The 21,936-nt window shown below is 69.3% G+C and carries 16 protein-coding genes; 3 read left to right on the top strand and 13 right to left on the bottom strand.

Annotated elements, in window-relative coordinates; genetic code table 11:
* Positions 1 to 133: 133 nt before the first annotated feature.
* Positions 134 to 2,827: an RICIN domain-containing protein gene (locus ACZ4MF_RS29970; protein WP_467494969.1), complete on the bottom strand. Its 2,694-nt coding sequence runs from the start codon at positions 2,825 to 2,827 to the stop codon at positions 134 to 136.
* Between the two features lie 461 nt (positions 2,828 to 3,288).
* Positions 3,289 to 5,220, bottom strand: coding sequence for a glycoside hydrolase family 97 protein (locus ACZ4MF_RS29965; protein WP_467494968.1), 1,932 nt, complete (start codon positions 5,218 to 5,220; stop codon positions 3,289 to 3,291).
* A gap of 372 nt (positions 5,221 to 5,592) precedes the next feature.
* Here ACZ4MF_RS29965 and ACZ4MF_RS29960 point away from each other — a divergent pair, with 372 nt between their 5' ends.
* The 3 genes from ACZ4MF_RS29960 to ACZ4MF_RS29950 all read left to right on the top strand — a co-directional run bounded on the left by ACZ4MF_RS29960 (position 5,593) and on the right by ACZ4MF_RS29950 (position 10,979).
* Positions 5,593 to 7,020: an RICIN domain-containing protein gene (locus ACZ4MF_RS29960; protein WP_467494967.1), complete on the top strand. Its 1,428-nt coding sequence runs from the start codon at positions 5,593 to 5,595 to the stop codon at positions 7,018 to 7,020.
* 397 nt (positions 7,021 to 7,417) lie between these two features.
* Complete coding sequence (locus ACZ4MF_RS29955; RefSeq protein ID WP_467494966.1) at positions 7,418 to 9,646, top strand: alpha-L-fucosidase; 2,229 nt, start codon at positions 7,418 to 7,420, stop codon at positions 9,644 to 9,646.
* Positions 9,647 to 10,109: 463 nt separating this feature from the next.
* A complete protein-coding gene (locus ACZ4MF_RS29950; protein WP_467494965.1) occupies positions 10,110 to 10,979 on the top strand; it encodes a class I SAM-dependent methyltransferase in 870 nt (289 codons plus the stop codon).
* Between the two features lie 447 nt (positions 10,980 to 11,426).
* Here ACZ4MF_RS29950 and ACZ4MF_RS29945 read toward each other — a convergent pair whose 3' ends face one another.
* From ACZ4MF_RS29945 to ACZ4MF_RS29895, 11 genes are all read right to left on the bottom strand, one after another.
* Positions 11,427 to 11,885: a PPOX class F420-dependent oxidoreductase gene (locus ACZ4MF_RS29945; RefSeq protein ID WP_467494964.1), complete on the bottom strand. Its 459-nt coding sequence runs from the start codon at positions 11,883 to 11,885 to the stop codon at positions 11,427 to 11,429.
* A 75-nt stretch (positions 11,886 to 11,960) separates the two neighbouring features.
* Positions 11,961 to 12,488 carry a GNAT family N-acetyltransferase gene (locus ACZ4MF_RS29940; RefSeq protein ID WP_467494963.1) on the bottom strand — a complete coding sequence of 176 codons (528 nt, stop codon included), beginning with the start codon at positions 12,486 to 12,488 and terminating at the stop codon, positions 11,961 to 11,963.
* Between the two features lie 123 nt (positions 12,489 to 12,611).
* Complete coding sequence (locus tag ACZ4MF_RS29935; RefSeq protein ID WP_467494962.1) at positions 12,612 to 13,364, bottom strand: hypothetical protein; 753 nt, start codon at positions 13,362 to 13,364, stop codon at positions 12,612 to 12,614.
* A gap of 43 nt (positions 13,365 to 13,407) precedes the next feature.
* Entirely contained in the window at positions 13,408 to 13,920 is a 513-nt protein-coding gene (locus ACZ4MF_RS29930; RefSeq protein WP_467494961.1) for a hypothetical protein, read from the bottom strand.
* Positions 13,893 to 15,167, bottom strand: a complete 1,275-nt coding sequence (locus ACZ4MF_RS29925) for an MCE family protein (protein ID WP_467494960.1) — start codon at positions 15,165 to 15,167, stop codon at positions 13,893 to 13,895. Before ACZ4MF_RS29925 ends, ACZ4MF_RS29930 begins: the two co-directional genes overlap by 28 nt.
* On the bottom strand, positions 15,164 to 16,465 hold the full coding sequence (locus ACZ4MF_RS29920; protein WP_467494959.1) for an MCE family protein: 1,302 nt from the start codon (positions 16,463 to 16,465) through the stop codon (positions 15,164 to 15,166). Before ACZ4MF_RS29920 ends, ACZ4MF_RS29925 begins: the two co-directional genes overlap by 4 nt.
* On the bottom strand, positions 16,462 to 17,571 hold the full coding sequence (locus tag ACZ4MF_RS29915; protein WP_467494958.1) for an MCE family protein: 1,110 nt from the start codon (positions 17,569 to 17,571) through the stop codon (positions 16,462 to 16,464). The genes ACZ4MF_RS29920 and ACZ4MF_RS29915 overlap by 4 nt, the downstream gene beginning before the upstream one ends.
* Positions 17,568 to 18,578, bottom strand: a complete 1,011-nt coding sequence (locus tag ACZ4MF_RS29910; RefSeq protein ID WP_467495064.1) for an MCE family protein — start codon at positions 18,576 to 18,578, stop codon at positions 17,568 to 17,570. The genes ACZ4MF_RS29915 and ACZ4MF_RS29910 overlap by 4 nt, the downstream gene beginning before the upstream one ends.
* Positions 18,579 to 18,805: 227 nt before the next feature.
* On the bottom strand, positions 18,806 to 19,846 hold the full coding sequence (locus ACZ4MF_RS29905) for an MCE family protein (RefSeq protein ID WP_467494957.1): 1,041 nt from the start codon (positions 19,844 to 19,846) through the stop codon (positions 18,806 to 18,808).
* Complete coding sequence (locus ACZ4MF_RS29900) at positions 19,843 to 21,099, bottom strand: MCE family protein (protein ID WP_467494956.1); 1,257 nt, start codon at positions 21,097 to 21,099, stop codon at positions 19,843 to 19,845. The genes ACZ4MF_RS29905 and ACZ4MF_RS29900 overlap by 4 nt, the downstream gene beginning before the upstream one ends.
* An 11-nt stretch (positions 21,100 to 21,110) precedes the next feature.
* Positions 21,111 to 21,935 carry an MlaE family ABC transporter permease gene (locus ACZ4MF_RS29895; RefSeq protein ID WP_158926944.1) on the bottom strand — a complete coding sequence of 275 codons (825 nt, stop codon included), beginning with the start codon at positions 21,933 to 21,935 and terminating at the stop codon, positions 21,111 to 21,113.
* Between the last annotated feature and the right edge of the window lies 1 nt (position 21,936).

The raw sequence follows: 21,936 nt of genomic DNA, 5'->3' as shown, positions 1-21,936 counted from the left end.
GTACTCCCTTGTTCATCGCTACGGGGACAGCAAGCCGTGCCCCCAACCGCGCTTGCCGTGGGCTCTGGGGGCGGGCTGAGGGCGGGCGGACGCGTCCGGGCGAGCGGATCCGCCGACGCGTCGGGTCACCCCGTCACTGGATCGTCCAGGCCTGGTTGGACTGGTTCAGCGGCATCCACTGACTGATGGCGGCTCCGTCGGCCGTCGATCCACCGCCGACCTCCAGGACCTGCCTGCTCTCGAAGTTGCGGATGACGTACCCGCCGCTGGTGGGTTCGAAGTACCACAGCTGGTTGTCGCCGCCGTTGTAGGTGTACTGCTGCAGCGCGGTCCCCCTCCAGTGACTGGAGGCGTTGATGTCGAGGACCTTGCCGCTGTTCCGGTTCACGATCTTGAAGAGCTGACCGCTGACCGGGACGATGTTCCACTGCTGGTTGGCACCACCGTTGCTCGGCCACTGGATGACGCTCGCGCCGTCGGCGGTGGAGTTCTGGTACACGTCCATCAGTTGGCCGCTGTTGACGTTCTTGAACGTGTAGTACGTCGCCGCGTTGATGTTCGGCGTACCGGTCGAGTCCTCAAGCGCCCCGCCGGCCTGCTGCACACTGAAGTCCGCGATGAAGAAGTACGCGCCGTCGGTCTTGGCGACCCGCACATAGCGGAACTTCTGGCGGACGTCGATGTTCCCCGTCAGCGTCGACGCGAAGGGCAGGACGGTGGCGTCCTGACGCCCCAGCACGGTGTAGGTGGCGAACGACGGGTCGTTGGAGCCACGGATCTCGAACTGGCTGCGCGTCTCCGGCTGGTCGATGTCCTGGCGCATCGTCAGAGAGAACTGCCCGAGCCGGTAGGCCTGCCCGAGGTCGACCTGCCACCAGGCCGAGGTGTCGCTCCCGGTCGGCGACCAGCCGGTGGCACCGTCGTTGTCGTTGGCTTTGACCGCGCCCCAGGCAGAGCCGTTCACCGAGGAGGCGGACGCCGGCTTGTTGTATGCGAGGTTGATCTTGGCCAGCAGTCCCTGGTAGTCGGGTTCCAGCCCCGAGGCCTGCATCACCGAGGTGCCGGAGGTCGCGTTGCCGGAGAGTGTGACGTGGGTGCCGTTGCGGTTCTGGTTGATGAATCCGTCGGTGTGCGACAGCACATTGTTCGAGACGGTCATGTTGTCCGACCCCTCGTCCAGGTAGATGCCGCTGACCGCGGAAGTGCAGGCGGACGGCGTACGCACCACGTCGTGCACGTAGTTGCCGTTGATGACCGTGCCCGGGTCATCGGAGAGGTGGTAGATGCCGGCGGTGTCGCACAGCCGGTTGAGCACGTTGCCGATCCGGTTGAAGCTGATGGAGTTGTTCCCCTCGGCGTTGGCGTCCGACTGCCAGCCCCAGCCGAGGGAGATGCCGGCCCACGGCGCGTCGGTGATGTCGTTGTGGTGGATCGTGGTGCTGTTGACGAAGCCGACGTTGATCCCGGCAGTGCCCGGATAGTCCTCACCGACCCGGGTGATCAGGTTGTCGTTGACGGTGACGTTCTTGACGACCTCGCGCGGGTCCTCACCGGCCGGGGAGGTCGGCGGGTTGTAGACGGTGTGCATCTCCACGGTGGGGTCGGAGAACTTGCCGACCATGATTCCGTTGCCGGCGATGTCGTGGACGAGGTTGCCGGTCACGGTGCTGTCGTGCACGCCGTGGTGCAGGTCGAGAGCCGTGGCGCCCATCTGCGTGAACGTGTTGCCGGTGAAGGAGAGACGATCGGCGTCCGAGGCCTGGAGACCGGCCGGCGGACGGCCGACGTACTGGTTGTTGGAGGTGTCGGCCGAGAGGTTGTAGTTGCCGCCCTGACCGTTGAGGTAGCCGTTGTTCGTCGCCTCCATCCAGGTGGTCCGGGTGAAGGTGAGCCCGGAGAAACGCAGGTCGTGGGCGGGACTGTCGAGGCTCGTGCCCTTGATGTCGAACAGCGTCTGCAGCGTCGGGGCCTGCACGCTGGCCGTGGACATGTCCTCGCCGGGGCGGGGCTTGTAGTAGACGGTCTGCGCGGCCGTGTCGACGTAGAACTCGCCCGGCTCGTTGAGGAACTCGTGGGCGTTCTCGAAGTGCAGAGGGGAGCCGTTGGAGAGGACCGGGAAGGGGCGCGGGAACAGGATCCCGGCTTCGTGGTCCTGGATCGACACGTCGGCGGTGCCGTTGGCGGAGCTGATCGACTTCAGCCGCAGGTGGCTCTCGCCCCACTGCGTTTCCAGCATCATCTCGGCCTGGTCGAGGTGGTCCCAGCCGGAGACCTGCGAACTGAGCACCTTCAGCAGTTTGTTGGTCTTGTCACTGCCCTGCAGCTGGAAGTCCGAGCCGATGTCGGGGTAGCGGGCCCGGGTGGCGCGGACCCCGTTGACGTACATCTGCCGGAAGTTGAGGGTGCCCACGGGCGCCTTGTACTCGCCGCCCGCCGCCGCGGTCCAGCCGGTGATCGCCTTGCCGCTGGTGATCACGGGCGTCTCACCGTTGTACGCCTGGTAGACGACCGTGTGGCCGTTCGTGCCCGAGTCACTGGTGCCGAAGGTGATCGGGGTGGTGAGGGGGTAGGTGCCTCCGCGCAGGTTCACGACGATGTCGTCGGACATGTCCGCGTTGACGGCTCGGACCGCGGCCTTGGCGGCCTGAATGGTCTTGAACGCTGCGGCGGTGCTGGTGCCCGAGTTGCTGTCACTGCCGTTGACAGGGTCGACGTAGAAGTTCGTCGTGGCCGCGTAGGCGGGTTGGGCGGGCAGTACGGCCGCGAAGACGACGGCTGCCGCCGCGAGCGCCTTCGCCGTCCCCGCGCCGATGCGTAGGGGTCTCATCTGTGGTGTCCCTCCTCCAAACCCCGCTACTCATGAGTTGCATTTATCGAGGCAAGAAGGCAATCAAGTCAAGACGATAGGCAGACCTATTTTTCATTGGCGCAACACCGATGACATGCGGATGCATCAGGCTCGGCGCCGCGCGCACCACCCGTAGGGAAGAAACGCCCCAAGTGGCAGCGCAACTATCCGTGGCGATCTGCCGCCGACCACATCACCCAGTCCATCTGGCGAAGCCGCCCCTCCCGAAATGAGTAGTACTCATTTAGGTGAACATCGATCGCGCCAATCAATCTCTCACATCGCGGGGGACGGCCGGGCTTTCCCGTATCACCCCGTCACGACAGGTGACGTACGCGACCCAGGCCCGGAACACCTCCACCCGGGCCCGGCAGCCCGATCTGTTCATGGATGGTGGGGGCGAACTGGGGCCGAGACGAACCATCCCGGGTCACGGCCGCTCATCCATGGCTCAGGACGACTGCCTGGCCGCCCGCGGGGGCCATCGCGACGCTCAGCGTGGTCGACGAGGTCACGGTCTGTGTGCTCACGACGACGGGGGTCTGGTACGGGCTGCTGCCCGGTGTTCCGTCGGCGTAGATCGTGGCGGTGTAGGTGCCGCTGCCGAGGAAGGCCAGCGGGATCGAGAGGGTCCGGGCGGTCTCGTTGGTCATCGCCCCCAGGTACCAGGTGGTGCCGCTGCGCCGGGCGACGGCGACGTACTGGCCGATCGAACCGGCGAGGGTCCGGCTCTGGTCCCAGACGGTGGGAATGGCGTCGAACCAGGGCAGCCCGGGCCAGTTGGAGGGGGTGGCGTACTTGGAGGGGGTGTCGTACCAGTACAGGAAGTCCAGGGGCTGGTAATACACGGCGGCCATCGCCATCTGGTGGGCGTTGGTCGTCCGGTCGCGGGACTGGCCGTAGCAGATGGTGTAGTCCATCGGCCCGCCGATGTTGCGGGTGAAGGGCAGGGTGACGTTGTGGGTGGCGGTCGGGAAGTGCTCGTTGCCCCGGACACCCTCCAGGCTGATCCAGTGAGGGTAGGTCCGCTCGTAGCCGAACGGCCGTACGTCGTCGTGCGTGTCGATCAGCAGCCTGTACCTGGCCGCTGTCCTGACCCAGGCGGTGATCTGGTTCGTCATCGCCTGTGTGCCGTCGTTGACGAAGCCCAGCTTGACGCCCGCGACACCCCAGCTCCGGTAGCGGGCAAACAGGCTGTCCGGGCTGCTCAGGGCGATGGGGTTGACGTAGAGGATGACGCCGATTCCCTTGTCGGTGGCGTGGGAGATCACCGTGGGCAGGTCGATGGCGGAGATCGGCTGCGTGGCGTCGGTCGAGGTGTGCTCCGGGCCGTACCACCCCGAGTCGTACTCGATGTACTGCAGGCCGCGGCTGACGGCGAAGTCGACGCCCGCCAGCCCGTCCGCGGTGGTCAGATTGCACCGGAAGACCTTGCCCGGCTTGATCCACGACGTGTCGCCGAGGGCGCCGGCCGGGGCCAGGTTGAGTACCAGCTCCGCGTTGTCGACCAGTTGGGCGTGGGTGGAGCCGATCACCAGCGCGCGCCAGGGCGTGGCGAACGGCGTCCTGACGGTGGAGGTCGTCTGGACCGATCCAGAGCCGCGCGCGGTGTGCTGCATCAGGTACGCCGCGAGGGTGTTGGGCTGTCCGGAGACCGAGCTGAGCATCATCCGCGGGTAGTCGATGCGGGCCGACTCGCAGACGCAGGCGATGAGCCCGCCGCCGCAGGTCGCCGTGAGGGGGAGGTCGGTCAGGGGGCCGGTGTCCGTGGAGGAGGTTCCGGTGGGCGGGATGGAGCCGGGTGCGACCGGGTTGTAGTCGTCCTCGTCCCGCGCGCCGTAGACGAGTGTGCCGTCCGGGAAGACGAACGTCGTCAGTTCGCCGGCGATGGTGGCGGTGCCCGGGTCCAGCAGGACGTAACGGAACGCGACGCCGGTCGCGTAGGCGCGGATCTGGACACCGAAGTTGATGGAGGTGCGGTTGTCCCGGAGGTTCCAGCGCATCTCCTGGTAGGTCTCCTGGACGGTCGCGTTGCGGCCGTACACCGGGTTCCATGTGCTGTCGACGTGCCAGTGCTGGTAGTTCGTCAGAACGGCGCCGGTGCCGAGGGTGGTCCCGTCGCTCAGCCGCAGCCCCATGGCCGAACCGGCCACGACTGTCGCGCCGTTGCGCCGGGCCGACCACTGGAGCGAGCCGCCCGTCAGCGACATGGTGATGCTGGTGGTGCCGTCGAGCGACGTCGCGGTGACCGAGGCGTCCGAGGCCTCGGCCGGATATGTGCTGCCGATGCCCAGCGCGGCCGTTGCGGCGGTGACAGCCGCGCCCTTGAGCACCCTGCGGCGGGATGGTTCCTGACGCCCTGACACGTTCACAGTCGGTCCACCTCGCTTGGATACGGTTTCCAACAAACTCAACCAGCAAGTAACAGATTCTGACTGCCGCGAAGTTTCTACGCCCGTCCCGACCCGGAGGTCAACCCTTCGTATTCGCTCCTCAGATGTCCGAAATCCTGGACAGTCCACGCCACTTGTGGTCCTGACGAGCCCGGCTGGGTGCGCCTTGAGCCGGTCAAGCTTAAACAAATTCGAACGCCCTCCTTGACGCCGCGTACATGCCACGACTCTCATGGGTCCCCGCCGACATCAAGGGATCGTCAATCTCGACAGAGAGGGACGCACATGTTCAAGGGAGTTCCCCGGACGCCCGCCGGCCGGTGGCGGCGCAGAACCGTAGCGTTCCTGACCTTGCTGGGAGGCCTTGCGGCGCTCCTGCTTCCGGCGACCGAGGCGCACGCGGCCTCGGTGTCGTTCACCACGGGCGCCGCACGCACCGACCAGAACGGGAACACGCTGCAACTCCACGGCCTCGGCATCATCAAGGTGGGCAGCACCTGGTACGGCTTCGGGGAGGACAAGACCGGCGAGACGTCGTCGGACACGTCGTTCCAGGACATCCCCTGCTACACGTCGACCGACCTGGCCAACTGGACCTACCGGGGCGTCGCCCTGGCCAGGCAGAGCAGCGGCGACCTGGGGCCGAGCCGCATCGTGGAGCGACCCAAGGTCATCCACAACGCGTCGACCGGCACCTACGTGATGTACATGCACATCGACAGCGCCAACTACTCCGAGGCCAAGGTCGGCGTGGCGACCAGCAGCACCCCCTGCGGCCCCTACACCTACCGGGGAAGCTTCCGGCCGCTGGGCAACCTCAGCCGTGACCTCGGACTGTTCCAGGACACCGACGGCACCGCCTATCTGCTGAGCGAGGACCGCAACAACGGCCTGCGCATCGACAAGCTGTCCGCCGACTACCTGTCCGTGGACAGCGCTGTGGCGGTGCTCGGCGGCAGCGGCAGCGGCGGCAGCGTCGAGGCGCCCGCCATGGTCAAGGTCAACGGCACCTACTACGTCTTCGGCTCGCACCTGACGGGTTGGGGCCTCAACGACAACATCTACGCCACCGCCACGTCACTGAGTGGCCCCTGGTCGGCCTTCCGTGACTTCGCCGCACCCGGCACCCACACCTACGGCAGCCAGACGGCGAACGTCATCACCGTCCAGGGCTCCTCCGGCACCACCTACATCTACGCCGGCGACCGCTGGAACACCTCCGACCTCGGCGCGTCGAAACTGATCTGGCTGCCCCTGACCATCAGGGGAACGACGGTGAACCTCGGCCAGTACCCCGCCTGGTCACTCGACACCGCGGCGGGAACCTGGTCGGCCGACAGCGGGATCCCCGCTGAGGGCGTCCGCACCCTGAAGAATGTCAACAGCTCCCTGCTGATGGACGTGTCGAGCGGCTCCACGGCGAAGGGCGTCGAGATCATCCAGTGGCCGTCCACCGGCGGTACCGACCAGCAGTGGACGCTCACGCGGGTGGCGGACAACATCTTCACGCTCAAGAGCGTGAAGAGCGGCCTTTGCCTGGACGTGCCGAACCAGTCGACCGCCACCGGCCTGCAACTGCAGCAGTGGACCTGCAACGGCGGGACCAACCAAGAATGGTTCCTCGACCTCGTCGGCAGCTACACCGGCAGCACCTACATGCTCGCCGGCGTCGGAAGCGACCTGGACATCGGCGTCACGGCCGCCTCGACCGCCGGCGGAGCGGCCGTGGACCAGGAATCGGGCACCGGCGCGACGAGCCGGCAGTGGAGTCTTTCCTGACACGTGCGCCAGGACCGCCGACGCGGATCAACGACCATGTCGGCCACGTGTTGCTGACCCCGCAACGCTTCCACGCCGCCGGGGAGTTCGTCATCCGGGACGGCACTGCGCAAGGGCGATCCGCCGGCCCGTACGGCCGAGGCCACGATCTGCGGCGGGCTTTCCGTGTGGCGGCGCTCCCTTCGTGCATCGCATCGCGCAAACATGCCATGTCTGATGACTGAGAAACCGGTCATAAGTGTCCAATTCTGGAAGTAGCGCGAGTCAAGAGGTTGCTTTCATCCCTGCACGCCCGTTGACATCCGCGCGTCACATGGCCGAACTTCATGCGTAACGTGCGGCGCTCCAGAGCCGTGGCGTCGTGTCTCCCCTTGTCCCCCACTTCAGGGATGTCCTCATGTCGAGCTCGTTCAACAGGCGCCAGTTCCTGGCCGCCACATGTGTGGCGGCGGCGACCGTCGCCGGCGGCGGCCTCGGGGCCGGCGTCGCGCAGGCGGCGCCGAGCACCTACACACCCTCGTGGCCCTCGGTCGACCAGCACGCGCCCGCCCCCGAGTGGTTCCAGGACGCCAAGTTCGGCATCTACTTCCACTGGGGCGTCTTCAGCGTTCCGGCCTATGGGAACGAGTGGTATCCGCGCAGGATGTACATCAGCGGCGACTCGTGCAACCAGCACCACATCGCGACCTACGGCGACCCGTCCGTGTGGCCGTACCACAACTTCATCAACGGGGCGAAGGACCTGGCGGGCAACTTCGTGCAGTTCGCACCGAAGCTGAAGTCGGCGGGCGGCAACTTCGACCCCGACGAGTGGGCGCAGCTGTTCGCCGACGCGGGCGCGAGGTTCGCCGGACCGGTCGCCGAACACCACGACGGCTTCTCCATGTGGAACAGCCAGGTCAACGAGTGGAACTCGGTCGCCAAGGGCCCGAAGCTCAACCTGCTCCAGCTGTTCACCGACTCCATCCGCGCCAAGCGGCTGAAGCTCCTGGTGGCCATGCACCACGCGTACAACTTCAACGGCTACTACGACCACGTGCCGGCGCAGTCCGACCCGAGCCTGCAGAAGCTGTACGGGCAACTGGGCACCACGGCGGAGAACCAGCTGTGGTACGACAAGCTCAAGGAGGTCATCGACCTCGCCCAGCCCGACATCCTCTGGGAGGACTTCGACCTGTCCAAGGTCGACGAGAGCCAGCGGCTGAACTTCCTGTCGTACTACTACAACCAGGCGAACACCTGGGGCCGCGAAGTCGTCGCCACCTACAAGGACGGCTTCGACAGCCGCGGCGAGGTCTTCGACTACGAGCGCGGCGGCCCCGCCGACATCACCGCCCCCTACTGGCTGACCGACGACAGCATCTCCAGCTCCAGCTGGTGCTACACGAACGGCATCGGCTACTACAGCACCCAGCAGATGCTGCACTCACTGATCGACCGGGTCAGCAAGAACGGCAACATGCTGCTCAACATCGCCCCGATGGCGGACGGCACGATCCCCCAGGCACAGAAGGACATCCTCCTCGGCATCGGCGACTACCTGAAGCGCTTCGGCGAGTCGGTCTACTCGACCCGGGCCTGGACCGCATACGGCGAAGGTCCCACGCAGATGGGCGGCGGCGCCTTCACCGCCCCGCAAGCCGGCACCGCGCAGGACATCCGCTTCACCCGGAGCAAGAACAACACCGTCCTGTACGCCACGGTCCTCGGCTGGCCGGGCGGCACACTGACGATATCGACGCTCAACTCGGCCCGGATCAACGTCGGTTCCCTGGCCTCGGCGCAGCTGCTCAACCCCACCGCCGGCACGTACACGAACCTGCCCGCGCCGACGCAGGACTCGACCGGGCTGCACGTGACCCTGCCGTCGTCGGCGCCGTTCTCGGCCCTCGCCTACGTCGTGAAGCTGACCTTCTCCGGCCGGATCCCGACCCTGCAGCCAGTGGCCGGGGCCGTGGCCTACCAGGACGTCGACTACTCCGGTGGCTGTGCCGTGCTCCCGATCGGCTCCTACACCGCCGACCAGTTGACGCTCGCCGGGCTGCCCAGCCTCAGCCTGTCCTCCCTGAAGCTGGCCCCCGGCTACCAGATCATCGGCTACTCCGGTGACAACTTCACCGGCACCGCCTGGACCTTCACCTCCGACAACGCCGACCTGCGCAACACCGGCAACAACGACGCCGTCGTGTCGATGAAGGTGCAGTTCAACCCCTCGGCCTGGCTCAGGATCACCAACGTCACCGACGGGCTGGTGCTGGACAGCGGCGGCAACGCCCCCAGCGGCTCCGACCTCAAGCAGTGGACCTGGAACGGCAGCACCAACCTGCAGTGGCAGGCCGTCGAGCTCGGCAACGGCTACTACAAGCTGGTCAACCGCGCCAACGGCATGGTCGCCGACGGATGGGGCGCCACCACGAACGGCTCCGCCGCCCAGCAGGCTCCCTGGAACGGCGGCACCAACCAGCAGTGGCAGATCGGGCCCCGCGGTGGCGGCAGGTACTGGATCGTCAACCGCACCACTGGCCTGGTCCTCGACGGCGGCGGCAACGTGCCCTCGGGCTCCGTGACCAAGCAGTGGTCCGGGAACAGCAGCCCCAACCTGGAGTGGACCTTCATGGCGGTGTGACCCCGGCACCGGCACGACGAGCGGCTTGCCGCGGGCGTGCTCGAGGTGGGCGGCTCCACCCACTGGAATCGCCCCGGCGGCTTCGTCGCCGCCGTTCGCCTGCGCGGCCCTTGCCACGCCGACGGGCCGCCGCGGACTCGGTCGGGGCGCGACGTGATGATCCGCACCGATGTGCGGGTCCCGAGCCGCCCACGATGCCCGCGCAGCACCTTCGCGAGGTGCTGGGCGGTCGCCCTGCGGACATCGTGGAGGCGCTTCTTGGATGCCATGACCCCAACCATCCCTCCGGTCACGGTCTCCACGGTAGGAGGGGAACCTCAGATACGGAGTCCTTTGAACCGGTGCAGCAAGGCGGTTGGGTTGGCTGCGCGGCGAGGTGCTCTCCGTGAGGGCGAGTGCTGTTCCGCGCGGCTTCCCGCCGAACCGGACATGACGCTGGACACTGGGCGGCTAGGCTGCTGCGATGACTGAGGAGCGGGGACGGGTGCAGCCTTCCGGAGTGTGGGCCACAGCGGTCGGGGTGGCCCGGGTGCGGGCCATGGAGACCCAGCGTGAGAACGCGTTGTTCCGCGACCCGCTGGCGCTGGCCTTCGCCACCGCCGGCGGGCTCGGGCCGGACTCGGCCCTGCCGCCGCGCGGTGACGAGGCCTCCCGGCAGCGCTGGCTGGGCGTGGCGTACTCCATCATCATCAGGACGAAGTTCCTCGACGATCTGCTGGCACGGGCCTCTGCGGCCGGTGTCCGGCAGGTCGTGCTGCTCGGTGCGGGCATGGACAGCCGGGCCTTCCGGATGGACTGGCCCGAGGGCACCCGGTTGTTCGAGGTCGACACCGCCGAACCGCTGGGCTTCAAGGCCTCGGTGCTGCGCCAGGAGCGGGCCGTCGCCCGCTGCACCCGGATCACCGTCCCGGTGGACCTGCGCGAGGACTGGCCCGGGGCGTTGGCCGCGGCCGGGCACGACCCCGCGCAGCCGACCGTGTGGATCGCCGAAGGGCTGCTGATCTACCTGCCCGAGGATGCCGTGGAACTGCTGCTGGCCCGGATCGGCGCCGTCTCCGCACCGGGCAGCCGGATGGGTCTGACCCTGGGCTCGCGCGGGGTGATCGAGCGCTTCGCCGCGGACGCCGGACCGGGATCGGCGGCCTCCATGTGGGTCTGGGAGATGCCCGAGGACCCGGTCGGCTGGCTGGCCGGGCACGGCTGGGACGCCGAGGGCTACACCCTGCGCGAGCGCGGCGCCGCCTACGGCCGTCCGATCCCCACCCCGCCGCAGCGGGAAGAACAGCCAGGCGGCCTGATCTCGGCCGTCCGCCGGCCGACCGGCCACCGGTGAACCCATCCGGCCGGCGCCACGGCGCGCCGGCCGGATCGGTGGACTGCCGGGTCAGCCGGCCGCGGCCTGGATCGCGTTGACGAATGATGAGGCGCGGCGTCACAGGCTCCGAGAGGGCTGGCTTCCGGTACCGGCTCCGGAAGCCGTTGGCGTACCGATCATGGTGGGCGTAGGCCGCCCGGCGACGTGACCACGGCGGTCGGGCTGCCGTCCAGCGCAAGGCCCTCTCGCCCAACGACTTCACCGACTCACCGAGGCCACTGAGCGGCTCCGAGCCTCCGAAGACCGCTACGACGCCACGACACAGCCGTTCCAGTGGCGGTTCACCACCTCCGACCTGGACGATCTGCCGGCCACGCTCGACCGGCAAACCGCCGATCATCACGAAGGATCCTCTGCCGCACCGGCAGCGTGAACAGCCCCCGAAGGACCTACGGCACCGACGACTTAGCCGTTGATGTCGAGCGCTGTCCCGTACAGCCGGGATACCTTCAACCGGATGACCACGCGGCGCTCGGCGACCAACTGCTCCAGGAACGCGTCTTCATCCTGCGGCTTCGCGGCCTCCGGAATCATCGCGAGCAGCTCTCGCCCGATCGCGTCCCCTGGCGTGGTCGTGATCTCGGAGACCTCGGCCTCGCCCTCGGCCACGGCGAACGACCACACGTCGCCGCCCGAAACATGCACGGCCGCGCGCGGGTCACGCCGGAGTTGCCTGACTTTGACGCGGTCGGCAGTGGTGGAGAACCGCACGATGCGCTCTTCGGCGTCCCAGCTGTAGAGCATGGTGGTCAGATGAGGATGGCCACTGCGCTTATTGGTGGCGAGGGTGCCGAACCGCTGAGTGCTCAACAGTTCGGAGAGCGCATCGTCGGAGAGGGGCCGGGGTGCCGGATCTTGGGTCATGACGTGCTCAACTGCCGCGTGTACAAGGGCATTCCACGCCACGCAGAAGTCCGGCCACCAACTTCCGCAACAGACCTAGTCGCCGAGGATCCGCTCCCACAGCAGCCCGTCCCGCCAGCGCCCGTCGAGAAGGATCGAGGAGTGCGCGACACCGTACGCGCTGAACCCGTTGCGGCGCAGCACCCGCTGCGACGGCAGATTCTCCAGGTTGGTGGACGCCTCGGCGCGGTGCAACCCGAGTTCATCCGTCATCACCCGGAGTGCGAGCCCGACGGCGCGCCCGGCGTGCCCTTGATTCTGGGCGACACCGGCGATCCAGTATCCGACGGAGCCGCGGCGCAGGTGCGGCTGCGGCAGGATCCCTCCGACGGTGACCTGCCCGATCACCTGGTCGTCGGCGAGTACCACACCCGGCCAGACCGTGCCGGCCCGGTATCCGGCCAGCAGCTTGTCGATCCGCTCCGCCTGACCCTCCGGGGTGAAGAACTCGGCCGGTTGAGCCGGTTCCCAGCGCCGAAAGGCCTCGACGTCCCGCACCCGATGCGCGGCGATCGGGGCGGCGTCGGTCGGCTCGATCAAGCGGACCCTGGTGCTGCTGTGCACGCGCTCTCCTCGTCACGGTTGTCGGATGAGACGGCCAGCCTATGCATCGGTCCTCGTGCCGCCGCGCCCTACGCCCGCCGGTGGATCGAGACGATCAGAGAGCCGGTGTTCTCGCCGAACAAATCAGAGGGCATCGACGCCACTCACCTTCCAGCCGTCGGAGGTGCGCGTGAGCGTCAGTCGCACCCGGTTCAGGTCCAGCCGGGGCTCCGGGGCCTGGGTGCTCTGGGTGACCTGATTGACGAAGAGCAGGACGACGGCGTTGTCCGGTGTGGCCGACACGACGGACGCAGCGGGGGTGCCGCCGTCGGAGGGTGTGGCCACGGTCGCCTTCACCACGCCGTGGTACGTCGTCGCCGTCGGCGCGACCACCGTCTTCGTCGTCCTGCCGTACTGGTCGCGGAAGTGCCCGGTCAGCAGGGCGCGGGCCCGGGCGAAGTCCCGGTCCAGGTGCCGGTAGTCGTACGACAGCACGACCGGCGCCGCCTCCCGCGCGGCCGCGAGGGCCTCGCCGCGGGCCTGTTCCGCCTGCCGCCCCTGCCGGTACTGCCACCCGAGGACGGCGGCCAGGACCAGGGCCGTCACGAGGACGAGGACCGGCACCGCGGTGAGCACGCTCCGTCCGACCCTGCGCGAGGGCGCGCTGTCCTCCGCCTCATCCTCGAAGTGCTTGTGCTTGTGCTCGTGTTCGTGCGCGGGCGCGGGCTCCGGCGGGTCGTCCCAGCCGTCCGCCGGGGGCTCGACGAGCAGGGCGCGCCCGGGGACGGCTTGCTCTTCCCGGCGGGCGGCGCGCTTGGCCGCCGCGCGGGCGGCCGCGGTCATGGTGCGGCGGCCCGGGGAGCCGGTGCCGCGGGTGCGGGAGGTCGGGTTCGCCACGGTGTCTCTCCTCATTGACGGCCTGACAGTCGGGTCGGTCGGGTCAGCCCACGAACGTGACATCGGAGGTCAGCCAGCGGCCGGCCACGCGCACGAGGTCGAGCTGGAGCCGGTAGGTGCGCGCCTGGCCCCCGGGCGCCGCGGTGTTGGTGACCTTGCTGTCGGCCACGACCAGGACCCGGGCCGAGCCCGCGTCGGACCGCACGATGCCCGCTTCCAGGACCTGTCCCTCGGACACCGACTTGTTCTGGGCGACGAGCTTCGTCAGCTGCGCGGTCTGCGCGGCGAACTGCTTCTTGAAGTCGCCGGTGGCGCCCTCCAGCACGGTGCGGCTGTCCCGGTCGTAGTGCCGGTAGTCGAGCGAGGTGAAGTTCAGCGCCGACTGGCGGGCCGCCGCCAGGATGTCCTGACGGCGCTGCTGCGCCGCGCGCTGGTCGGCCAGCTTCAGTCCCAGCCAGACACACAGCACGGTCGTCAGCACGGTCGCGGCGACGAGCCCCGCAGACAGCAGCCTCGCCCGGCCCCCTGTCATGCCATCGGTCCCACGAGCAGCCATTGCCACGACTCCTTTCCGAACACGGTCTGTTCGCCGCCCGTCGAGCCGATCTCGACGGGCGTTCCGTCCGGGCCGGTCACGGTGCCGGTCTCCGGGTCGTACGGGGCCACGAACGCGGCCTGGTCGGCGCTGTACCGGCCGCCGGCCGGGCCGGGGGCGTTCTGGGCACCGCGCACCGAGGTCGTGCCGCCGCGCGGTGCCGTGCAGCGCGCGCCGGTGTTCGCCGGGCGTGTGCCGGTGTCGGCGGGGTCGCGCCGCTGGGTGCCGTAGCCCCGGGTGCACGCGGGCGGGTCGTCGGCGTTCACGGTCAGCCCGAAGTGGGTGGTGCCGTCGCCGGGGATGACCGTGTAGCTGCCCGCGACCGTGAGCGGGAGCGTGACCAGGGCCTGTTGGACGCCGGGCAGCCGGGCCAGGGTGATCTGGCCGCCGCTGATGAGGTTGGCCAGCAGGACCGGTATGTGCGGCCGGGTGGACTTCAGCAGGGAGTCCAACTGCTGGGCGGCGGGCGCGGTGTTGCCGATCAGCTTGCGCAGATCGCGGTCGCTCGACTTCAGCTGCTCGGTGAGCGTGGCCAGGTCGCGGGAGAACGACTTGATGGCCGAGCCCTGGTCGGCCTGTGTCTTGAGCACCTTCCGCGAGTCCTCGATCAGCGAGACCGTCTGGGGGAGCGACGCGGATGCCGATTCCACCAGCGCGTTGCCGGAGTCCACCAGCCGGCTCAGGTTCGGGCCGGTGCCGGCGAAGGCCTTGCCCAACTCGTCCACGGTGACCCGCAGATCGTCCTTGCCGACCGAGTTCACCAGCCGGTCGAGGCTGAGGACCAGGTCGGTGACCGGCAGCGGGGTCCGGGTGCGGCCGCGCGGGATCGGGCTGCCGTCCATGAGGTACGGCCCGCCCGGCCGCCGCGGCTGGAGGTCGACGTACTGCTCGCCCACCGCCGAACGGTCGGCGACCACCGCGAGCGTGTCGGCCGGGATCCTCGGGGCGCCGTCCTCGATCTTCAGCGCCACCGAGACCCCGGACCCGGTCAGCCGCAGATCGCCCACGCGGCCCACCGGCACGCCCCGGTAGGTGACCTCGGCGCCGGGGAAGACGCCTCCGGACTCGGCGAAGTCGGCGCGCACGGTGTACCCGCGGTGCAGGACGTCGTCCACGAGGCCCGTGTACCGGGCGCCGACGTACGACACCCCGAGGGCGGTGACGGTCGCGAAGGCGAGCAGCTGGGCCCTGACCGTACGGGTGATCACGACATCATCCCCTTCAGCATCAGCTCGGCGAGGCCGAGGTCGATCCCGGACGGGAGACGACGCGAGCCGCCCCCGTTGCCGTAGGCCGCGGTGCACACGGGCGGGCACAGCAGCGTGCTGCCGTCGGAGGGCGTCGAGGGCGTCGGGGGCACGGCGGGTGCGGAGGGCACGGGAGGCACGGACGGGGTGCCCGGCAGAGACGGGACGGACGGGAGCGGGGCGGGGGTGGGCAGGCCGGGAAGGGGCGGGGTCGCCGGGGCCGGGGACTTCCCGGCCGTGCCCCCCTTGCCCGGCTTGCCGGTGACGTTGCCGTACAGGGCCGCCAGGTCGAGATCGGCGGTGATCTTCAGGTTGACGTAGTCGCCCTTGACGGCGTCCGTCACGTTGCGCGGGAACGGGTAAGTGGTGAGGATCTCAAGGGAGTTGGGCAGGTCGTCGCCCGCCCTGTTCAGCTCTTGCAGGATGGGCTGGAGCTGCTTCAGGTCGGCGACGGTGTCGTCGTGGGAGGCGTTCACCACCCTGGTGCCGGTCCTGCCGAGTGTGGACAGGGCGGTGAGCATCCTCGTCAGGTCCTTGCGCTGGTCGGCGAGGGCCTTCAGGGCGGGCGGCATGGTGTCGACGGCCAGCGCGATCGTCTGCTTCTCGTTCTTCAGCCGCTGCGCCAGCCGGTCGACGCCCTTCAGCGCGCGCACGATCTGCGCCCGCTGGTCGTCGAGGCCGCCGAGGAACGTGTCGAGCTGCTTCAGCAGGGACCTGACCCGGTCCTCGCGGCCGCTGAGGGCCTTGTTCAGCTCGACGGTGATCGTCTTCAGCTGGGCCACCCCGCCGCCGTTGAGGAGCGCGGACAGGGCCGACAGCACCTCCTCGACCTCCGGGTTGCGGCCGCTGCGGGACAGCGGAATGAGGTCGCCGTCGTGGAGCCGTCCGACGGGCGCGGTGCCGGCCGGCGGGGACAGGGCGACGTACTTCTCGCCGAGCATGCTCGTCTGCCTCAGGTCGGCGACCGCGTTGCCGGGCAGCTTCACCGAGTCGGCGATGCGCAGCCGTACCCGCGCGTGCCAGCCGTCCAGTTCCACCTTCTCGACCGCGCCCACGGTGACGTCGTCGACCTTGACCGCCGACTGCGGCACCAGGTCCAGGACGTCCCGGAACTCGACGGTGACGTGGTAGGCGTGGCCGTCCGAGGCGGCGCCGCCGGGGAGCGGGACGTCGTACCAGCCGTTGAACTCGCAGCCGGTCAGCAGCAGCGAGCCGGCCGCCGTCCAGGCGGCCACCCGCCCCGAGCGCTTCACGCTCATGCCGGTGCCCCCAGGATTCCGCCGAGGGTCTTGTCGACCGTGCCCGTCGACACCGGCGCCGACGGCACCGCGGGCAGGGAGCCGAAGAGCTTCTTCAGCCCGGCGCAGTTGTCGTGGTCGTCGCCGGTCGTCCTCAGGATCGAGCAGAGCAGCGATGCCGGATCCTGCGGGGTTTGCGCGTTGTTGCGGGTGTCGAGGGTGCCGGCGGCGGGGTTGTAGGCGTTCTGCAGGTTCGACAGGCCCGTGGGGGCGACGGTCAACAGCTCCTCCAGTGCGGCCCGTTGGGTGACGAGGACCTCGGTGACCTTGGCCAGGCCCCGCACGTCCGAGGTCAGCGCCTTCTTGTTGCCCTTCACGAAGCCGGCCACGTCACCGAGTGCGGCGGCCAGGTACTTCAGCGCGGCGGCGAGATCCTTGCGCTCGCCGGCCAGCTGTCCGGCCACGTCGGCGAGGTCGGTGTCGAACGACCGCACACTGCTGTCGTCCGCCGCCAGCGCGGCCGTGAACACCTGAAGGTTCCGTACGGTCCCGAACAGGTCGCCGCGCCCGTCGGACAGCGTGGTGACCGCCTGGGACAGGTCGTCCACCGCCTGGTTGAGGTTCTGGCCCTGCCCCCGGAGGTTGTCCGCGCTCACCCCGAGCAGCCGGGACAGCGAGCCCTGCTTGTTGGCGCCGTTCGGGCCGAGCGCCTCGGCGGTGGTGTGCAGGCTGTCGAAGATCCGGTCCAGCTCGACGGGGACGGCCGTACGGGACTCGGGGATGACGTCTCCGTCCCGCATTTCCGCGCCCTTGCGGTACACCGGCAGCAGCTGCACGTAACGGTCGCTGACCACCGAGGAGTTGACGATGGCGGCCTGTGCGCCGGCGGGGACCTTGCGCCCCCGGTCGTACTCCAGCTCCACCCGGACCCGGTCGCCCTCCGGTGTGATCTTCCGGACCTCGCCGATGCGGACGCCGAGGACGCGGACGTCGGAGCCGGGGTAGATGCCGACGGTGCGCGGGAAGTACGCCGTGACGTGGACAGGGCCGGGGCCCGGCCAGAGGACGACGGCGAGGCCGGCGACGATGGCGAGCGCGGTGAACAGGGCCAGGAGTCTGCGGGTCATCGGGTGCCTCCCGTCCGTGGTGTGACCGGGGCGGCGACGAGGTTCTGGACGTAGGAGTCGAACCAGCGGCCGTTTCCGAGGGTGTTGGTGAAGAGCCGCACGTAGGGGGCGAGCAGCTGGACGCTGCGGTCGAGGCTCGCCTGGTTGCGTTCGAGCATCTTCAGGAAGGTGTCGAGGTTCTTCAGGGCGGGCCCGATCTGTTTGCCGTTGTCGTCGACCAGGCCGGACAGCTCGACGCCCAGCAGCGCGGAACTCTTCAGCAGCGTGTGGATCGCCGCGCGCCGGTCGTCGATCTCCTTGAACAGCGCGTCACCGTCCTTCACCAGCGCGGAGAAGTCCTTCGTATGACCGGCCAGCACCTTGGTGACCCCGTTCGCATGGTCGAGGAGCCCGCGCAGGGCCTGGTCACGGGAGGCGACGGTCCGGGAGATCCGTGACAGTCCCTTGATCGACGCCCGTACCTCTTCGGGGGAGTCCTGGAAGGTGAGGGAGAGGGTGTCCAGCGCCTTCGCGAGCCGGTCCGTGTCGACCGCCTCGGTGGTGGTCGTCAGGTCGCTGAAGGCCTGGACGACGTCGTACGCCGACACGGTCCGGCCGAGCGGGATCCCGCTGCCCGGCTTCAACTGGCCGGGCCCCTTCGGGTACAGGGCCAGGTACTTCGCGCCGAGGATCGTCTTGACGCGGATCGCCGCGCCCGTGTCGGTGCCGAACCCGGGGTGGCCCTTCACCTTGAAGGTGACCTTCACGTGGTCGCCGTCCAGGCCGACGCCCTCGACCTTGCCGACCTTGACCCCGGCGATGCGCACCTCGTCGCCCGGCTTGAGCCCGCCGGCCTCCGAGAAGGCCGCGCTGTAGGTGTCGCCGCCGCCGATCAGCGGCAGGCTGTCGGCGTTGAACGCGGCGAACGTGAGCAGCGCGAGGACGGTGAGGCCGACGGCGCCCACGACGACCGGGTTCCGCTCACGGAAGGGCTTCAGGCGTGGGCACTTGAGCCGGATCCTGGGCATCTTGGGCGGCAGGACGCGTACCTTGACCAAGGGCTGGGGGCGGGGCTCCCGCTCGGGCAGCAGCCGGGGGAGTCTCGGCAGCTTCGGCGGCAGTACGCGCACCGTGACCAACGGCTGGGGGCGGGGCACCCGCTTCGGCAGCAGCCGGGGGAGTCTCGGCAGCCTCGGTGGCAGGACCCGTACCTTCACCAGCGGCTCGGGACGGCGCCGCCGTCGGACCCGCAGTCTCATCCGCCACACCTCGCCCGCGCCACGTGCAGGTCCGGGGTGATCACCTGCTTGGTCTTCGGCAGCACGATCCGGCCGTCGAAGTCGCAGAGGTAGAAGTTGAACCAGGAGCCGTAGGACGCCGTCCCGGTCAGCGCGTTGAGCTTGTTCGGCAGCCGTTGCAGGACGCCCTCCACGGTGTGCTCGTTCTTGTTCAGTGTTCCGGTGAGCTCGCCGAGCCCGGCGATGTCGTCCTTCAGCGGTGGACGCGCGTCCTTCAGCAGCCCCGCCGTGACGCCGGTGAGGTCGCCGATGCTCACCAGCGACTCCCCGATGGGCCTGCGGTCGGCGGCCAGCCCCGAGACCACCCGGCGCAGCTGTGTGAGCAGCCCGGAGAAGCGGGAGCCGCGCTTGTCGAGGGTGTCCAGGACGGTGTTGAGGTTGTCGATCACGGAGCCGATCAGCTGGTCGCGGTCGGCGAGGGCGGTGGTGAGCGAGGCGGTGTGCGCGAGGAGGCTGTTGACCGTGCCGCCCTCGCCCTGGAGGGTCCGGACGATCTCGGTGGCGAGCTGGTTGACGTCGCTCGGGCTGAGCGCGGCGAACAGCGGCTTGAAGCCGTTCAGCAGGGCGTTGAGGTCCAGCGCCGGCTGGGTCCGGGACAGCGGGATGGTGCCGCCCGGCCGCAGCCGGGCGGTGACGTCGCCGGGGCCCTCGGTGAGCGCGATGTACCGCTGCCCGACCAGGTTGCGGTAGCGGACGACCGCGTGGGTCCCCGCGAGCAGCGGCCGGTCCGCGCCGACGGTGAACGTGACCTCCGCCAGGGTCCGGTCCTTGATCCGGATGCCCTCGACCTCTCCCACCCGTACTCCGGCCACGCGGATGTCGTCGCCGGTCTCCAGCCCGGTGACGTCGGTGAACACGGCGTGGTAGGTGTCCTTCGGGGTGAAGGAGATGTTGACGATGGTGGCGGCGAGCAGCGCCGTCGCCGCGATCGTGACCAGTGCGAAGAGGCTGAACTTGACCAGCGGGGCGGCGGTCTGCCGGGCTCCTGACCTGCTCATGCGACACTCACCGCCGTTCCGCGCGCGAGCGGACCGAACAGCAGGGTCGCGACCGGCGGCACCTGGTCGGCGGGGACGTCCAGGACGGGGGCCACGAGTGAGCCGACGGCCCGCTGCTCGGCCCGGGTGGCGGACACGTTGACACCTCCGGGGAGTGCGCCGCCGGAACCTCCGGCCGACGTACCGTCATCGAGACGGGGCTTCGGGCCGGGCACCTGAGGATGCGGCAGGCCACGGCAGTTGGGGCCGGAACGCTCGCCGTACACCGGCTCCTCGCCGGGCCGGTACGCCCCCTGCGGCCGGACGACTTCGAGGGTGATCCGCATCTCGCCGCCCCGGAACGCGTCCTCCGAGGCCTTCTCCTGCCGGACCAGGCCCTGGAACAGGCATGGGTACTCGGGGGAGTAGCGGGCGAAGAGCTCCAGCGTGGGGCGGGAGACCCGGCCCAGGGTGATCAGCCGGTCGCCGTTCTCGGACAGGAAGCCGTTCGCCGTGTCCGCCACGGAAGCGGTCGAGCGGAGCGCGGCGGCCAGCTGGTCCTTCTTGTCGACGATCGTGCGGCTGGTGGTGACCGTGTTGCGCAGGATCCGCATCAGGTCGGGCGCGGCGTCGCCGTACACCTCGGCGACGTCCGCGAACCGCGAGATGTCCTCCTTGAGGGAGGGCATGTGCGGGTTGAGACGGCGCAGATACCCCTCGACGCGGGTGAGGTTGTCACCGATCCGGTCGCCGCGGCCCTCCAGCGCGGTGGCGAACGCCGAGAGCGTGGCGTCGAGCTCACCCGGCTGGACCGTGCGCAGCAGCGGCAGCAGGTCGTTCATCAGCTGCTGCACCTCGATGCCGGCCTTCGTGCGGTCCTGGGTGATGACGTCTCCGGCGCGGATGGGCCGGGCCGACGACCGCGCGGAACGCGGGGGCGGGACCAGGTCGACGTACTTCTCGCCGAACAGCGTCTTGGGCAGCAGGCGGGCGTGCACGTCCGAGGGGATGTACGGGACGTACCGGGGATCGAGCGCGATGTCGAGCGTGGCCTTCGTGCCGTCCGCGTGCACCGCGCGCACCTCGCCGACCAGGAGCCCGCGCAGCTTGACGTCGGCGCGTGGATCGAGCTGGTTGCCGAGGGTGCCGGCCTGAAGGGTGATGGGCACGACGGACGTGAATGCCTGCCGGTAGACGGCCACCGCGAGCGACAGCAGCAGCGCGAGGACGGCGAGGAAGGCGATGCCGTACAGCCTGAGTCTCATTCTGTGCATGCGCACCGCTCTCACCCCGCTATCCGTACGGTCGTGGTGGCGCCCCAGATCGCGAGGCTCAGGAAGAAGTCCAGGACGTTGACGGCGACGATCGAGGTCCGCACCGCACGGCCCACCGCGACGCCCACGCCCGCCGGGCCGCCGCTCGCGTGGTAGCCGTAGTAGCAGTGCACCAGGATGATCAGCACGGCGAAGACGATCACCTTGCCGAAGGACCAGAACACGTCGACGGGCGGCAGGTACTGGTGGAAGTAGTGGTCGTACGTGCCCGTCGACTGCCCGTAGTAGCCGGTGGTGATGGTGCGGGCGGCCAGGTACGAGGACAGCAGCCCGATCACGTACAGCGGGATCACCGCGACGAAGCCGGCGATCATCCTCGTCGTCACCAGGAACGGCAGCGACGGGACGCCCATCACCTCCAGCGCGTCGGTCTCCTCGCTGATCCGCATCGCACCGAGCTGCGCGGTGAACCCGGCGCCGACCGTCGCGGACAGGGCGAGCCCGGCCACCAGCGGGGCGATCTCCCGGGTGTTGAAGTACGCCGACAGGAACGCCACGAAGTTGGAGGTGCCGAGCTGGTTGAGGGCCGCGTAGCCCTGGAGGCCGACCTCGGTGCCGGTGAAGAAGGACAGGAACGCGATCACGCCGACCGTGCCGCCGACGACGGCGAGTGCGCCGCGCCCGAAGCTCACCTCGGCGAGCAGCCGCAGTACCTCCTTCTTGTAGCGGCGCAGGGTGCGGCCCGTCCAGGCCAAGGAGCGTCCGTAGAAGGACAGTTGGGCGCCCAGCTCTTCGAGTGAGCGCAAGGGGCGATCGAGGACTTTTTGAGGTCTCATC

The organism is Streptomyces sp. NPDC025793, assembly GCF_055558375.1.
The sequence above is the reverse complement of the archived record's forward strand: the minus strand, read 5'-3'. Positions and strand labels throughout refer to the sequence as shown.

Excerpts from the sequence above, each read along its gene's own strand:
- ACZ4MF_RS29950 (WP_467494965.1), top strand. The coding sequence starts at position 10,110 with ATGACTGAGGAGCGGGGACGGGTGCAGCCTTCCGGAGTGTGGGCCACA.
- ACZ4MF_RS29970 (WP_467494969.1), bottom strand. The coding sequence starts at position 2,827 with ATGAGACCCCTACGCATCGGCGCGGGGACGGCGAAGGCGCTCGCGGCG.
- ACZ4MF_RS29905 (WP_467494957.1), bottom strand. The coding sequence starts at position 19,846 with ATGAGCAGGTCAGGAGCCCGGCAGACCGCCGCCCCGCTGGTCAAGTTC.
- ACZ4MF_RS29945 (WP_467494964.1), bottom strand. The coding sequence starts at position 11,885 with ATGACCCAAGATCCGGCACCCCGGCCCCTCTCCGACGATGCGCTCTCC.
- ACZ4MF_RS29910 (WP_467495064.1), bottom strand. The coding sequence starts at position 18,578 with ATGCCCAGGATCCGGCTCAAGTGCCCACGCCTGAAGCCCTTCCGTGAG.
- ACZ4MF_RS29895 (WP_158926944.1), bottom strand. The coding sequence starts at position 21,935 with ATGAGACCTCAAAAAGTCCTCGATCGCCCCTTGCGCTCACTCGAAGAG.
- ACZ4MF_RS29920 (WP_467494959.1), bottom strand. The coding sequence starts at position 16,465 with ATGAGCGTGAAGCGCTCGGGGCGGGTGGCCGCCTGGACGGCGGCCGGC.
- ACZ4MF_RS29915 (WP_467494958.1), bottom strand. The coding sequence starts at position 17,571 with ATGACCCGCAGACTCCTGGCCCTGTTCACCGCGCTCGCCATCGTCGCC.
- ACZ4MF_RS29955 (WP_467494966.1), top strand. The coding sequence starts at position 7,418 with ATGTCGAGCTCGTTCAACAGGCGCCAGTTCCTGGCCGCCACATGTGTG.
- ACZ4MF_RS29900 (WP_467494956.1), bottom strand. The coding sequence starts at position 21,099 with ATGCACAGAATGAGACTCAGGCTGTACGGCATCGCCTTCCTCGCCGTC.
- ACZ4MF_RS29930 (WP_467494961.1), bottom strand. The coding sequence starts at position 13,920 with ATGGCTGCTCGTGGGACCGATGGCATGACAGGGGGCCGGGCGAGGCTG.